Here is a 13,549-nt window from a genome sequence, read left to right as displayed (position 1 = left end):
CACCCCGCTTAGTGCCCATCCAGCGGTCCCCAGCCCCGGAGCCTCCGTGAAGAGAACCCTCGCAACCCTGGCGCTGCTGTGCGCGGTGATCTGGGTGATCCACCCGTCGCGTCCCGCCGTCGCCGCCACGAGGGCGGCGGCCGCGACCACGGCCGCCCCGCACCTGCTGTTGATTCACGGCTACACCGACAGTTGCGGGTACGCCTTCGACCACGCCGGCAGTTACACCTATACGTCCAACGGCCACGACCACACGACCACGCAGCAGCACGACACCACGACCCTGGACTACCTGCGCGACTATGGGGGCTGGTCCAGAGACGACATGACCACGGTCGGCTACTACCTGAACGACGACGAGCGCGGCTGCGACGTCAACCTCAACAAGACCGATGGCTGGCAGTCCTCCGACGCGGCCGGCTGCGACGGGTACTGGCCGAACTCGCTCGGCTACGGGACCACCGGCGAGGGCCTGATGCGACTGGGCTGCAGGTTCGCCTGGTACATCTACGACACCTACACGAAGAACGGCATCCCGGTCGAGATTGTCGCGCACAGCATGGGCGGAATGATCACTCGCGCCGCGATCGGCGGCTCCAATCCCTCGCTCGCCCACTTCCCGCCCGCGCCGCTGCTGGTCTCGCGCGCGGTCACGGTGGCCACGCCGCACGGCGGGTTCGGCGGCGTCGCCCAGCAAGCCGTCTGGTGGTCGGGGTACGGCACGCAGCAGGTCGCCGACCTGACCCCCGGCAGCGACTTCATGAACAGATTGGGCCAGGCTCAGTTCGAGAAGCCGCAGGGACGCGACGGCACGTTCTGGGCGCTCATCGGATCCTCGGTGCCGTCCGGGCAGTTCTACGGCGGCACCTACCAGTCGTTGAGTTGTGGCCCCGGAGACGTGGCCGAGGAGTTCTCGCTCGGTCGTACGCTCTCCTGTCTCGCGGACCACCTCGATGCGGTGAAGTATCCCGACGCCGACGGCGTGGTCAACGCGCTCAGCTCGCTGGCCATGCACGCCGACTACAAGGTCCTGTACGGCGCGGTCGAGGAATGGGCCGTCGACACCGCGCAGCAACTCCACGTCGCCGACCTGGCGACCGAATACGAGCACGAGACCGGCACCTGCCAGCAGATCCCGGGCGGCCCGGCAGGCGAAGCGGGCAACGGGCTCAGCGGCACCTGCACCCACGCGCCGTTCTACCTCAATGACGGCACGCTGCCCGACCCGGCCAACCCGGCCACCTACACCAAGGCGTTCGTCTGCACGGCGCACTGCGACACCACCGCCGACTTCGGCGACGTGCGGCTGGACTCGCCCCGCCAGGCCCCGCACAGCCTGGCGCAGATCGCCGCCCTGCTCGTGCCGCCGCACTCCCACTGGACCGTGGGGCACGCCGCCCACGCCGGCGACGACTACCCGTACGAGACGCTCGGCCAGTTCGAGCACATCGACGAGGGCACCGACGCGTGGAACGAGTTCTACGGCCAGTGCGACTCGTTCGCCGCGTGGAAGGTGTACGAGAACCTCGCCGGCTCGGCCGCGCAGCACCCGCAGTCCGTGCCGGCCCCCGGATGGACGCCGGGCAACGCGTCGATAAGCCCCGTCGACCAGTTCACCTGGGGTCCGAACAACGGAAAATACGGCAACGCCGACGTGTGGGCCGCCAAGTTCTCCGCGCTCGGCTATCGCGTGGACGACGCGCCGTCACCCGGCTCGATCGCGTGGTGGCCCAACGCGGTGCCCGACCCGCAGGACCACAACCCGCCGGACGCCGAGCACGGCATTCCCAGCAGCACCACCGGGCATGTCGGCTACGTCACCGACGTCTACCCGGACGGCTCGGTCACCATCGAGTCCTACAACATGCGGGCCAACGGCCAGTATTCGGTGGTCCACCTCAAGTACGGCCTCGGCTACAGCGATGACAGCTTCAACCTGTCGCCCTTCCCCATCCCGTGGCCGGGCGCTTTCATCCACGTCGCGGACGGCCCCAAGGACGGTGCCGCCTCGCCGCCCGAGCCGGCGAACGCCGGCGTGGTCAAGGCGACCTACCCGTCCCAGCCGCCGGGCCTGGTCGTGCTCGGCCCGGCACTGCTGACCGGCTCGGACTACCCCGGCACGACCCACGGCTGGTACCAGGACCCGGGACACGGCGAGATCGGCGCGATGCTGTGGACCAACACCCACAAGGTACCGGCCGACTCGACCGCCTCGTGGTCGCCGTCGCTGTCGGCCGACACCTGCTACCGGGTGGACGCGTTCGTGCCGGATCACTGGTCCAACAACGCCGCCGCGCAGTACATCGTCATCGACAAGGGCTTCGGCCAGAGCGAGGTGCCCGTCGACGAGAACAAGGCCACCAACCAGTGGGTGGAACTCGGCGTCTTCAAGGCACGCGACGACGGGACGCTGCCGGTGACCCTCACCGACCAGGGCGCCGGGAACGGCCAGGTCGCCGCCGACGCGATGCGCTACATCCGCCAGGCCGACTGCGAAGGCCTGGTGCGGTCGTCGGCGACCGCCTACTACGGCAACGGCCTGACCCTGTCGGGCACCTCCACGACGGGCACGGTCAACGGCTGGTACGCGGACGCGGACCGCGGCCAGCTCGGCAACTCGTACTACACCTTCACCAACGGCCCGGCCGCCGACTCCTCCGCCACCTGGAGCGTTCAGGTGACGCCTGACGCCTGTTACGAGATCTTCGCGTACGTCCCCGACGACCATTCCAACAGCTACCAGGCGGTGTACACGATCGAGTCGGCGAGCGGCGCGAAACCCACGGTCACCATCGACGAGAACGCCTACACCAACGCGTTCGCCGGGCTGGGCACCTACCGGGCGACCAGCAAGGGCGCGCTCACGGTCGTGCTGACCGACCAGAGCCCGCTCAAGAACGACGCCTTCGTGGCCGCGGACACGATGTCGTTCGTGCGGGTCGGATGTCCGGCGTCACTCCAGGGTTCCACCTATTCCACACTGACCCAGGGGCCGGGCTCGCCCCTGACGCAGTTCACCCTGCACGACGAGTGGTACAACCGCTTCGGCCACGGCCTGCTCGGATACGAGAAGTGGACCAACACCCACGGGTCCACCGCGGTCTCCACGGCCACCTGGACCTTCACCGGTGCGGCCCGCAACACCGCCTACTCGGCCTGCGCCTTCATCCCCGACAACTACGCCAACAACACCGCCGCGCACTACCAGGGCTACCCGGGCTCGGCGACCTCGCCGGCTTTCACCTCCTTGATCAACCAGGCGAACACCACAGGCTGGACGTTCCTGGGCGTGGTCACGACCGACGGCGGGGGCGGTGCGCGGATCACACTCGACGACACCGGCCCCACCGGGACCTTCACGGCGGCCGACGCGGTCCGCCTCACCACCGAAGGGTGTCCGTGATCCCTCACCCCTGGGGGTCACTCAGTCAGAGGAATCACCGCGGCCCTGAGCACGGTGCCGCCTGTTCGCCGGCCATGAACTGTGCCAAGGACCAGAGCCGGTCCAACGGCATCCCGTAGATCCCTGCAACAAGAAAGTGGTGAAGCACGTGAAGATCAGCAAGAAACGCAGTCTCCTCGCGGCCCTGGTCATCGGGCTGCCGCTGTTCGCGGTGCCACCCAGCCCGGCTTTCGCGGCGGGCTGCTATGACAGTGGCTGCACCGGGAAGAACCCGTCCACGATGCAGTGCGACGACGCTTGGACCACCACCAGCGTCCAGCCCAGTGGGGGCGGACCGGCGGTGGAGCTGCGGCACTCGGCACAGTGCAACGCCGTATGGGCCAGGAGCGACTCCCGGTGGGACTTCAGCATCCAGGGCGCCAACAGCAAGGGCGGTCCTCCCGTCCTGAGCTACACGAACGGGGGTGGCCCCTACACGCTGATGATCGGCTTCAGCTACTGGGTCCGAGCCTGCATCAGACCCGCGGCCTATCCCCAGGACCAGTCGACCTGGACCTGCACCAACTGGTACTGAACCTCCCGGTGCTACCGCACTCGTCCGCAGTGCTCCGGCCTACCAGGCCGGGGGTGAAGCGGACGTGCCCGCGGAGCGGATGAGCGGGTTCCCGCCGGCGCTGTTCCAGGCGAGGACGAGGCGGCGGGGCGGCATGTCGGCCGGTGGGACCGACATGCCGCCCCGGGCGGCGCGTGGGCCGCCGGCGCCGGCGCCGGCCCGACCGTGCCGTTCCACGGGACGGTGCACTCTGCGGGGGAGCGGGCACCCGTGGGGAGCGCGTCACAGGCCGCATTCGTAGGCCAGCACCACCGCCTGGATCCGGTCGCGCGCCCCGAGCTTGGCCATGATCCGGGAGACATGTGTCTTCACGGTGGCCTCGCCGACGAACAGTTCGGCGGCGATCTCGGTGTTCGACAGCCCCCGGGCCACCAGCCTCCAGACCTCGGCCTCTCGCGGTGTCAGCCTGTCGGCGCCCGGAGGCAGGGCGGCCTGAGCCGGAGGACGCCGCGTGTACGCCTCGATCAACCGGCGCGTGACCGACGGAGCGAGCAGGGTGTCCCCGCGGACCACCGTGCGCACGCCCGCCACGAGTTGCTCGTCCGGAAGGTCTTTGACGAGGAAGCCGCCGGCTCCCGCGCGCAGCGCCTCGTAGACGTACTCGTCCAGGTCGAACGTGGTCAGCATGATCACGTGGACGTTCGGCATGGTGGCGAGGATCTGGCGTGCGGCGGCGAGCCCGTCGAGCCCCGGCATGCGGATGTCCATCAGCACGACGTCCGGTCGCAGGTCGCGGGCGAGCGCGACGGCCTCGTGACCGTCCCGCGCCTGGCCGGCGACGTCGATGTCAGGTTCTGCCGACAGAATGGTGCGCAGCCCGGTCAGCACCAAGGGCTGGTCGTCGGCGAGCAGGACGCGGATCACGCTACTTCCTCCAGGGGGAACACGGCACGAACGCCGAAGCCGCCGCCGGGCCGGAGGCCGGCCGCGAACGTGCCGCCGCAGGCGGCGCTCCGTTCGGCCATGCCGCTGAGGCCGTGCCCGGCGGAGGTGGACAGCGCCGGCCGGTCGGCGGGCGGGGTGTTGCTCACGTCGATCGCCAGGGTCTGCTTCGTGCGCGTGATCCTGACGCGCACGAACGCGCCGGGAGCGTGCCGGGCCGCGTTGGTCAGCGCTTCCTGGACGATCCGGTAGGCGGCCGTGTCCACCGCACGCGGCAGCGGCGCTCGACCGAGGTCCGCGAAGGTCTCCACCCCCGCGCTCGCGCCCGGGTTCACATCCAGGGCCACCCGCAGGCCGCAGGCGCGCGCTCTGTCCGCGAGCGTGGACAGGCCGGCGAGCCCGATCGCGGCGGGGACGTCGGCGAGTGAGAGTGAGAGCAGGAGCGGGCGCAACTCGCCGAGCGCCTCCGCGAGCGTCCGGCGCAACACGGCCACGTGCTCGCCGGCCAGACCGGGCCGGCTTTCCCAGACCCGCCGCGCGGCGGCCGCCTGCAGGACGATGACGGTCATCATGTGCCCTGCGGCGTCGTGGAGGTCCCGGGCGAGGCGGGCGCGCTGTTCGTCCAGCGCGGCGGCCGCCCTGCTCCGGTTCTCCTCGGCGGCGGCGATGGTGGCCCGCGCCCGCGCGGCCAGCGCCTCGGCGCCGCCGCGCAGCACGCGACCCGCCGCCCAGCACCCCACGATCACCGCGACGGCTCCGGTCGCCTCCGGCGCCGTGATCATCGCGGCGGGATTGGCCAGGCCTACGGCCGCGCAGCCGAGCAGGCAGAGCGCGAGCCCGGCCAGCGCCCGGCGGATCGGGCAGGCCACACCGAGTATGAACGGCGACACGACGAGGACCCCGCAGGGCACGAGACCGTCGAAGGGATCGGGGCTCGCGGTCGCCGCCGTGTACGCCGGCGTGACGGCCAGGCAGATCACGGCACAGGTCAAGGGATGCCGCCCGGCCCACGCCAGTGGGGCCGCGACGCCCGCCGGCGCCGCGTCCCGCCATCCCGAGACGGCCAGGGTCCACCTGCCGGCGGGGCGCAGCCCGCTCCAGTTCGTGTCGGGCAGGTTCGCGGCGGCGAGCGCCTCCCGCACCTGCGTCCGCAGCTCCGCGACCTCGCGGACCGGCCGCCTGTCGCCGGGGCTCGGCGCCCGCAGCTCCCCGACCAGGGTACGCATCCGGGTCAGCAGGTCGCGGGCGATCCGTTCCAGAGCGGTGACGTCCGCCAGCCCGGCGACCGCCGCATGCCGCCTGGTCTCGTCCAGGCCGCCGAGCAGAACCTCCAGGGCGGCGAAGACCCGCCGCCGTTCGCGTGCGAGCTCCTCCGCGATCCGCTCGTGTCGCGCTGCCCGCAGCCGTTCTGTCCCCGCGTCCAGCCGCCGCCCGAGCCGGTCGCGCGCGCCCACGACGCCGCCGACGACCCCCGGAGCCAGCACCAGCGACGCCACCAGGAACAGGTCGGCGGAGGCGCGCGAATACCCCTGCGAGGGCCCCAGACACTGGGCGGTCGCCACCCCGGCCGTGGCCAGCGCCAGGCCCGCGACGAGCGGCCAGGTCGACGCGAACGCGCCGAGCGAGTACGTGGCGACCATGATGGCGAGAAAGGCCGGAGCCGTGCTGGCCTGCGGGGAGGCGACGACCTCGGTCACGGTGACCACGATCACGACGGCGACCGCCGTCGCGGGACGGCGGCGCCGGTGAGCGAGGACCAGCAGCCCGCCCGCGGCGATCACCGCGCCGACCCGGCCGCTGAGGGTCGCCGGCCCGTCCAGGGCGGCCGCCGCGGCCATGACCAGCGCGAGCGCGGCCGCGAGCAGCAGATCGCCGCCGACGGCCGTACCCCATCGGGATAACGGGAAGAGCCGGTCCATCGCCCGAAGATTAGGCCCTTGTCCGTGCCGTGTCGTCCCACCACGGGCGGACTCCCGGCTCACACGGCGGGCGGACCGGATTTCCCCGCACGGCCGGACGACCGGCGGCCACCCGGTTTCTAGTGTCATCGCCGACCGTCGAACGACCACATCGAGGGAGGACACCGATGACGACATCGGCCACCCAGGCTCACACCGGACCCGCTCGCCTGCCGTACGGGCTGGCCCAGGCCGGCCTCATGACGAGCGCGGCGTCGGCCGCCGCGCTCGCCCTGCTCGACCTGTTCACCTCCGTGCCGCAGCACGACCGGCTGATCGACCTCGCCGACTACGCCTTCACCGCGGACGGGTTCCCCCTCGCCCTGGGCATGCTGGTGTCGGTCGCGGCGATCCACGCGCTGCACGGCGGCCGGGGCGGCCGGCTCGGCTCGGTGGCGCTCGTCCTCACGACCGTCGGCATGCTCGGCTTCCTGCCTCCGCTCGTGGTGTCGCTCGCCAGCGGCGACGCGGAGTCGCTGGGCCCGGTCTACCTCCTGTCCATGCTCGTCTCGCTGATCGGGCTGGTGCTCTTCGCCGTCGGCCTGCTTCGCGCCGGGGTGCTGCCCTGGTGGGCAGGTCCGTCCCTGGCCGTCGGCTGGGTGGTGGGCGGCCCCGTCGGGGAGGACGGTCCGCTCGGCTTCTGCGGCTCGGCGCTGCTGCTCGCCGCGGCCTGCCTCGCCGTGGCGTTCGCCGTGTCCCGGCACCGCTCCGCCCTGGCCGGGGACCGCTGAAGCGCCGTCCTGGTCAGCCGTGCACCTGTTCGCCGTCGAGGAACGTCATGACGACCTCGGTCGTCCAGATGTCCTTCGGGTCGAGGGCGAAGGGGTCGCGGTCGAGCACGACGAGGTCGGCCGGGCGGCCCTCCTCGATCACCCCGGCGGGGGAGCGGTTGATCCAGGCCGAGCCCTTGGTGTAGGCCGTCATGATGGTCCGCAGGTCGAGGCTCTGCTCCGGCAGGAACGGGGTCTGGGCCGTGGGGTAGGTCGCGTGGACGGAACCGCCCGGCTCGGTGCGGTTGACCGCCACGTGCATGGCCTCCAGGGGCTTGGCCGAGGAGACCGGCCAGTCCGAGCCCCCGGCGAAGCGGGTGCCGTGCCGCACGAGGTCGGCGAAGGGGTACTGCCAGGAGGCGCGCTCCTCGCCGAGGTAGGGGATGCACAGCTCGTCCATCTGCAGGTGGTGGGTGGCCCACAGCGCCTGCAGGTTGGCCGTCACACCGAGCTCGGCGAAGCGCGGCACGTCCTGCGGCGTGATGATCTGCACGTGCGCGATGTGGTGCCGGTTGGCGGGGTCGGTGCCGGTCAGCGCGTCGAGCGCCTCGCGCACGGCCCGCTCGCCGATGGCGTGGAAGTGCACCTGGAAGCCCAGGGCGTCGAGCTCCTTGACATACCCGCCGAGCAGCGCGGGGTCGATGTACGACAGGCCGGTGCCGCCGCAGCGGCAGTAGGGCTCGATGACGGCGGCGGTGAAGTTCTCCGGGATGCCGTCCTGCATGATCTTGACCGAGGTCGCCCGGAACCGGTCCAGGCCCTCGGCCGACGCGCGCCGCTCGACCAGGCTCGGGATCTGCTCCGCGCCCCGCGCGCGGTCCCACCACAGGGCGCCGACCACGCGGGCCTTCAGCCGCCCGGAGGAGGCCGCGGAGATGTAGGCGGGCAGTTGGTCGTCCGACCCGGCGTACGACCCGACGATGGCGTCCTGCCAGCCGGTGATGCCCAGCGAGAACAGATGGGCCTGCGCGTCCATCAGGGCGGCGTCGACGTCGGCCGGGGTCGGGCGCGGGGTGAGCAGGCCGACGAGGTCCATGGCGCCCTCGTGCAGCACGCCGCTCGGCGTGCCGTCCGGGTCGCGCTCGATGCGGCCGTCCGCGGGGTCGGGGGTGTCCTTCGTGATGCCGGCGAGCTCCAGGGCCCGCGTGTTGACCCAGGCGGCGTGGTGGTCGCGCTGCACGAAGTACGCCGGGCGGTCGAGGAAGTCGAGCTGGGACCGGTGGGGGAGCCCACCGGGGAAGGCCGACATGTCCCAGCCGCCGCCGTCGATCCACGTCTTGTCCGGATTTCTCACGGCATAGCCGCCGATCTCCGCCGTGTAGGCGTCGAGTCCGTACACCTCGGACAGGTCGCACTTGGCCCGCTCCAGCCCGGCCTGCACCGGGTGGATGTGGGCGTCGGTGAACCCCGGCGTCAGCAGGCCGCCGCCGAGGTCCACCGGCTCGGCGTCCGGCGCCAGCCGTACCAGGTCGGACTCGGCGCCGACGGCGGCGATGACGCCGTCGCGCACGAGGACCGCCTCGGCGAACCCGCCGGGGACGAAGACGCGGCCGCCGCGGAACAGGAGGGAGGAACTCACGTGAAGCCTTTCAGTGCCCGGTGATCTTGTCGGCGATCCTGGCCAGTACGGACGTCCTGGTCATACCCCTGCTCTCGCGGGCGTCGGCCAGGCGGTAGAGACGGTACATCGAGTGGACGCCGAGCCAGCGCAGCGGCTCGGGCTCCCACGCGCGCACCCGCCGGTCCACCCACGGCATCCGGGTCAGGTCGGTGTCGCGGCGCAGCACCAGGTCGCACAGCGTGCGCCCGGCCAGGTTGGTGGTGGTCACGCCGTGACCCGTGTAGCCGCCCGCCCAGCCGAGGCCGGTCGCGGGGTCCACGTGGACGGCCGAGCACCAGTCGCGCGGCACGCCGAGCACGCCCGACCAGGCGTGCTCCACCCGCGACCCGGCGACGGCGGGGAAGAACGCGACCAGCAGGTCCCACAGGGCGTCCACGGTCCAGCCGTGCGTGTGCCCCCGCTCGTCGACCCTCGACCCGTAGAGGTAGGGCCTGCCGCGCCCGCCGAAGGCGATGCGGTCGTCGGCCGTCCGCTGGGCGTACATGTAGTAGTGCGCCATGTCGCCGAGCAGCTCGCGGCCCTGCCAGCCGATCTCCGCCCAGACCCGCTCGGGCAGCGGCTCGGTGACGATCATGGAGCTGTTCATGGGCAGCCAGTCGCGATGGTGACCGGTGATGGTGGCGGTGAACCCCTCGGTGCAGCGCAGCACGTGGTCCGCCCGCACGGTCCCGTACGGCGTGACCGCCGCTGCCGGGTGTGTCGTTCGGCCCGGCGTGATCGCGGTCACCGGGGTCCGCTCGTAGATCTCGACGCCCAGGTCCCGTACGGCCCGCGCCAGGCCGCGGACGAGCTTGGCCGGCTGGATCCTGGCGCAGTGCGGGCTCCAGGTGGCCCCGGTGGCGTCCGCGACGCGCAGCCGGTCGTTCATCTCGTCGGTGGTCAGCAGCCGGACGTCGTCGGCGTCCCAGCCCCAGGCGCGCTGGCCCGTCAGCTCCTCGCGCAGCCGCAGGTCCTGCGCCGGGCCGCGGGCGACGGTGAGCAGGCCGCCCTTGACGATGTCCGCGTCGATGCCCTCCTCGCGGGCGACGCGGATGACCTCGTCGACGGCCTCGAACATCGCGCGCTGCAGCCGCCGGGCCCCGTCCCGTCCGTGGGTCTTGGCGTACCGCTCGGGTGAACCGGCCAGCGCGCCGGTCAGCCAGCCGCCGTTGCGTCCCGACGCGCCGAACCCGGCGAACTCCTTCTCCAGCACGACGACCCGCAGCGACGGGTCGGCCTTCTTCAGGTAGTAGGCGGTCCACAGCCCGGTGTAACCCGCGCCGACCACGGCCACGTCGGCCTGCAGGTCGCCGCCGAGCGGCTCTCCGGGCGCGGGCACCCCCACTGACCGGTACCAGAAGGACACCTCGCCGTTGACGAAACCGGGGGACAGGGGAGCGGTCATGGGGCACATCCTGCTATATCCGTGTTCATCTCGCTATTCGGCGACGGATGTCGTGGAGATCCGAGGAGACACATGCGGATAACCGTAGTCGTAACGTCCTCCATCGAAAGGAAACGATCGGCTCACCGCCGTGTAGCAAACGTGTAACAGCGCTCCGGCACTCTGAAGACCAGCGCAACGGAGGGAGCGGGTAGCGATGGGATTCTTCCGGATCCGTACGACCGTGGACGAGCGGCCCGGGCGGCTGGCGTCGCTGGCGACCGCCCTGGCCGACAAGGGCGGCAACATCCTCGGCCTCTCGGTGCAGCCCGACACGGACGGCACGGTCGACGAGTTCGTCACGGACATCCCCGCCTCCCCCGAGGCCGTACGCGAGGCGCTGGAGGCCGCGGGCGGGAGGCGGGTGCGGATCGTGCCCGCCACCGCGCACGAACTCACCGACGAGCCGACGCGCGCGCTGCTGCTCGCCGCCCGGCTGCGCTCGGCTCCCTGGCGCCTGCCGGAGATCCTGGGCGAGCTGCTGCGCGCCGACGACGCCCGCTGGGTGTACGGCGCGACCGCCGCACGCTCGCGGCCCGAGGACGGCGAGCGGGACGAGGGGGAGGCTCTGGAGCTGCCCGACCCGACCCTGCTCGTGGTGCCCGTGGCGCCGCGGCGGTCGATCCGGCTGCGCCGCTCCGGGCTCCCGTTCACCCTGACCGAGGCGGCCCGCGCCGCCGCGATGGTGAGGTTGGCGCAGCCGCCGGCGGAACCGTCCGCGGCCGAGGGGCCGGTGCGGCTCGCCGACGGCGCGGAGGTGCAGGTCAAGCCGCTGACCTCGCTCTACCGCGAGGCGCTGCGCGACCTGCACGAGCGCTGCTCACCCGAGACGCGCAGGTTCCGCTACTTCACCGCCAACCCCACCCTGCCGCCGCACATGTTCGACCGGCTGTGCGACCGGGCCCGCGGCCAGTCGCTCGTCGCGGGGCGCGACGGCCAGGTGGTCGCGCTCGCGTCGCTGATGTTCTCCGCGGACCCCGGCATCGCGGAGATCGCCTTTCTCGTGGAGGACCGCTGGCAGGGCCGGGGCCTCGGCGGCCGGCTGGCCCGGATGCTCCTCGCCCAGGCCAGGGACCTCGGCTTCGCCGAGGTGCGGGCGACCCTTCTGTACGACAACACGCGCATGCGCAGGCTGCTCGGCTCCCTCGGCGCGACGCTCACCCACACCGAGGATCCCGGTGTGATGGAGGCGCGGATCGCCGTGGGCGTGATGGCGACGGCATCCCCGAGCTGACGTCCTCACGGGTGATCCTCCTGGTCCGGTGTAGCTCAGGGCACCGGACCAGGACGGGTCGCCGCGGTGCGTCACCGCCGCCCGCCGAACTCCCAGTCGTGCACCTCGATGCCGGCGTACCGGTCCCGGGTCAGGACGGCCCGTGCCGCGTCCGGGTCCGGCGCCCGGACCAGCACCGCCGTACCCAGCCAGGTGGCGCCGTCGTCGGACAGCAGCGGCCCATACGCGATCAGCTCGTCCCGTTGGGGCGGCGGGACGAGGTCGGCGGCCTCCCCGGAGCCCAGGCCCAGCACCAGATATCGGTTGCCGCCGTCCCTGCCACCGGGGAAGTCCCACATGGTGCGCCCCAGCACGTTGCGCCATCGCCGTACCATCACGTCCCGATACACGCCGGCCTGGTAGTTGGGCTCGTCGAAGGCGAACGCACGCGCCGTGGCGGGATCCGGCACGTCGACGATGTGCACGCTGCCCGTGGCGATGTCGGTGACGCGGTCGAAGGTCGGGCCACGGGCGATCATCTCCGCGTCGTACCGGTCCATGTAGGACCAGTGCTCTTCCAGCAGCTCGTCGCGCAGCGCCCCCGAGCCGGGCCGGTCGCGGTGATAACAGAAGAACTCCATGCGGAGACTACCTACCATGCTGGAACGCCAGGAGGAACTCGGGTACACGTGGTCTGTGGACTTCGACGAGGCGGCCGACCGGCTCTACGGCATGGTGCCCGGAGAGTTCACCTCGGCCCGCGACGCGCTGGCAAAGGAGGCGAAGGCGGCCGGCGACGCCGCGCTGGCCAAGCGGATCAAGGCGCTGCGCAAGCCCACCGCCGTGGCCTGGGCCGTCAACCGGACGGCCCGCGAACGGAGCCAGGAGCTCGGCCGGCTGCTCGGCCTCGGCCGGCGGCTGCGGGACGCCTGGCGGGCCCAGGACGCCGACGCCCTGGCCGAGGCGGGCCGCGAACGGACCCCGCTCATCGCCCGTGTCGTCCGGTCCGTACGTGAGGAGGCGGAGGCGGCCGGGCATCCGCTGGCCTCCACCGCCGATCTGGAGATCGAGCAGACCCTCGACGCCGCCGTGGTGGACGAGGACGCGGCCGAGCAGGTGCGCCTGGGCCGGCTGACCCGGCCCCTGAGCTACAGCGGCTTCACTCCGGCCCCCGTCGTACGGCCCGCACCCGAACCGGCAGCACGCGCGAAGCCCACGCCGAAGGCCGAACCCGAGGCCGAGCGCCGCGCCGGCGACGAGGAGCGGCGGGAGCGCGAACGGCGCGACACCGAGCGCCGGGAAGCCGAACGCCGTCGCCGGATCGAGAACCTCGAAAACGCCCTCGCCGAGGCGGAGCAGGCCGTGCAGGAGGCGGAGCGTGGCCGCGCCGACTGGGAGGCCGAGCGGGCCGAGGCCGTACTCGAGCAGGAGCGGCGCGCGGCCAAGGTCGAGACGATCACAGCCAAGCTGGTCAAGGCCAAGGACAAGCTGAACGCGGCCGAACACCGGCTGGAGGTCGCCCGCCGGGAGGAGACGAACGCCGAACGCGCCGTCCGCTCCGCCCGCCGGCGTGCCGAGCAGGCCCGCGCCACCCTCGACGAGGCACGATCCGCCGACGAATGATGGCGCGGCACTCAAGGAGCGGAGCTTCCGCCCGGCGCAGTGA

General features: G+C 72.3%; 10 protein-coding genes. 5 read left to right on the top strand and 5 right to left on the bottom strand.

Annotated features, from left to right (window positions below; all coding sequences use genetic code 11):
* Positions 1 to 46 precede the first annotated feature (46 nt).
* Together HHX35_RS30535 and HHX35_RS30530 are read left to right on the top strand one after the other, a co-directional pair.
* Positions 47 to 3,403: a CHAP domain-containing protein gene (locus HHX35_RS30535; RefSeq protein ID WP_182902107.1), complete on the top strand. Its 3,357-nt coding sequence runs from the start codon at positions 47 to 49 to the stop codon at positions 3,401 to 3,403.
* A 148-nt stretch (positions 3,404 to 3,551) separates the two neighbouring features.
* Entirely contained in the window at positions 3,552 to 3,977 is a 426-nt protein-coding gene (locus HHX35_RS30530) for a DUF2690 domain-containing protein (protein WP_182902106.1), read from the top strand.
* Positions 3,978 to 4,238: 261 nt separating this feature from the next.
* Here HHX35_RS30530 and HHX35_RS30525 read toward each other — a convergent pair whose 3' ends face one another.
* Both HHX35_RS30525 and HHX35_RS30520 read right to left on the bottom strand, forming a co-directional pair.
* Positions 4,239 to 4,880, bottom strand: coding sequence for a response regulator transcription factor (locus HHX35_RS30525; protein WP_182902105.1), 642 nt, complete (start codon positions 4,878 to 4,880; stop codon positions 4,239 to 4,241).
* Positions 4,877 to 6,817 carry a histidine kinase gene (locus HHX35_RS30520; RefSeq protein WP_182902104.1) on the bottom strand — a complete coding sequence of 647 codons (1,941 nt, stop codon included), beginning with the start codon at positions 6,815 to 6,817 and terminating at the stop codon, positions 4,877 to 4,879. The genes HHX35_RS30525 and HHX35_RS30520 overlap by 4 nt, the downstream gene beginning before the upstream one ends.
* A gap of 167 nt (positions 6,818 to 6,984) precedes the next feature.
* Here HHX35_RS30520 and HHX35_RS30515 point away from each other — a divergent pair, with 167 nt between their 5' ends.
* Entirely contained in the window at positions 6,985 to 7,587 is a 603-nt protein-coding gene (locus HHX35_RS30515) for a hypothetical protein (protein WP_182902103.1), read from the top strand.
* A gap of 13 nt (positions 7,588 to 7,600) precedes the next feature.
* Here HHX35_RS30515 and HHX35_RS30510 read toward each other — a convergent pair whose 3' ends face one another.
* Entirely contained in the window at positions 7,601 to 9,205 is a 1,605-nt protein-coding gene (locus HHX35_RS30510) for an amidohydrolase (RefSeq protein WP_182902102.1), read from the bottom strand.
* 10 nt (positions 9,206 to 9,215) lie between these two features.
* On the bottom strand, positions 9,216 to 10,631 hold the full coding sequence (locus tag HHX35_RS30505) for an FAD-binding oxidoreductase (protein WP_182902101.1): 1,416 nt from the start codon (positions 10,629 to 10,631) through the stop codon (positions 9,216 to 9,218).
* A 196-nt stretch (positions 10,632 to 10,827) separates the two neighbouring features.
* Between HHX35_RS30505 and HHX35_RS30500 the strand changes: the two genes are divergently transcribed.
* Positions 10,828 to 11,904 (top strand): GNAT family N-acetyltransferase, encoded by a 1,077-nt coding sequence (locus tag HHX35_RS30500; RefSeq protein WP_182902100.1) that lies wholly within the window; start codon positions 10,828 to 10,830, stop codon positions 11,902 to 11,904.
* Positions 11,905 to 11,975: 71 nt separating this feature from the next.
* On the opposite strand, the gene HHX35_RS30495 is transcribed toward HHX35_RS30500, so the two are convergent.
* Positions 11,976 to 12,542, bottom strand: a complete 567-nt coding sequence (locus HHX35_RS30495) for a YciI family protein (protein ID WP_259405523.1) — start codon at positions 12,540 to 12,542, stop codon at positions 11,976 to 11,978.
* Here HHX35_RS30495 and HHX35_RS30490 point away from each other — a divergent pair.
* On the top strand, positions 12,541 to 13,506 hold the full coding sequence (locus HHX35_RS30490) for a hypothetical protein (RefSeq protein ID WP_182902099.1): 966 nt from the start codon (positions 12,541 to 12,543) through the stop codon (positions 13,504 to 13,506). The genes HHX35_RS30495 and HHX35_RS30490 overlap by 2 nt on opposite strands.
* Positions 13,507 to 13,549 lie beyond the last annotated feature (43 nt).

The sequence above is a fragment of the Microbispora sp. H10830 genome (assembly GCF_014161375.1).
In the GTDB taxonomy this organism is placed as follows: domain Bacteria; phylum Actinomycetota; class Actinomycetes; order Streptosporangiales; family Streptosporangiaceae; genus Microbispora; species Microbispora catharanthi.
This window is presented reverse-complemented; position numbering and strand designations above follow the sequence as displayed.

Bases quoted from the DNA above. Each gene is read 5' to 3' on its own strand.
- HHX35_RS30515 (WP_182902103.1), top strand. From the start codon at position 6,985: ATGACGACATCGGCCACCCAGGCTCACACCGGACCCGCTCGCCTGCCG.
- HHX35_RS30495 (WP_259405523.1), bottom strand. From the start codon at position 12,542: ATGGTAGGTAGTCTCCGCATGGAGTTCTTCTGTTATCACCGCGACCGG.
- HHX35_RS30520 (WP_182902104.1), bottom strand. From the start codon at position 6,817: ATGGACCGGCTCTTCCCGTTATCCCGATGGGGTACGGCCGTCGGCGGC.
- HHX35_RS30500 (WP_182902100.1), top strand. From the start codon at position 10,828: ATGGGATTCTTCCGGATCCGTACGACCGTGGACGAGCGGCCCGGGCGG.
- HHX35_RS30505 (WP_182902101.1), bottom strand. From the start codon at position 10,631: ATGACCGCTCCCCTGTCCCCCGGTTTCGTCAACGGCGAGGTGTCCTTC.
- HHX35_RS30490 (WP_182902099.1), top strand. From the start codon at position 12,541: ATGCTGGAACGCCAGGAGGAACTCGGGTACACGTGGTCTGTGGACTTC.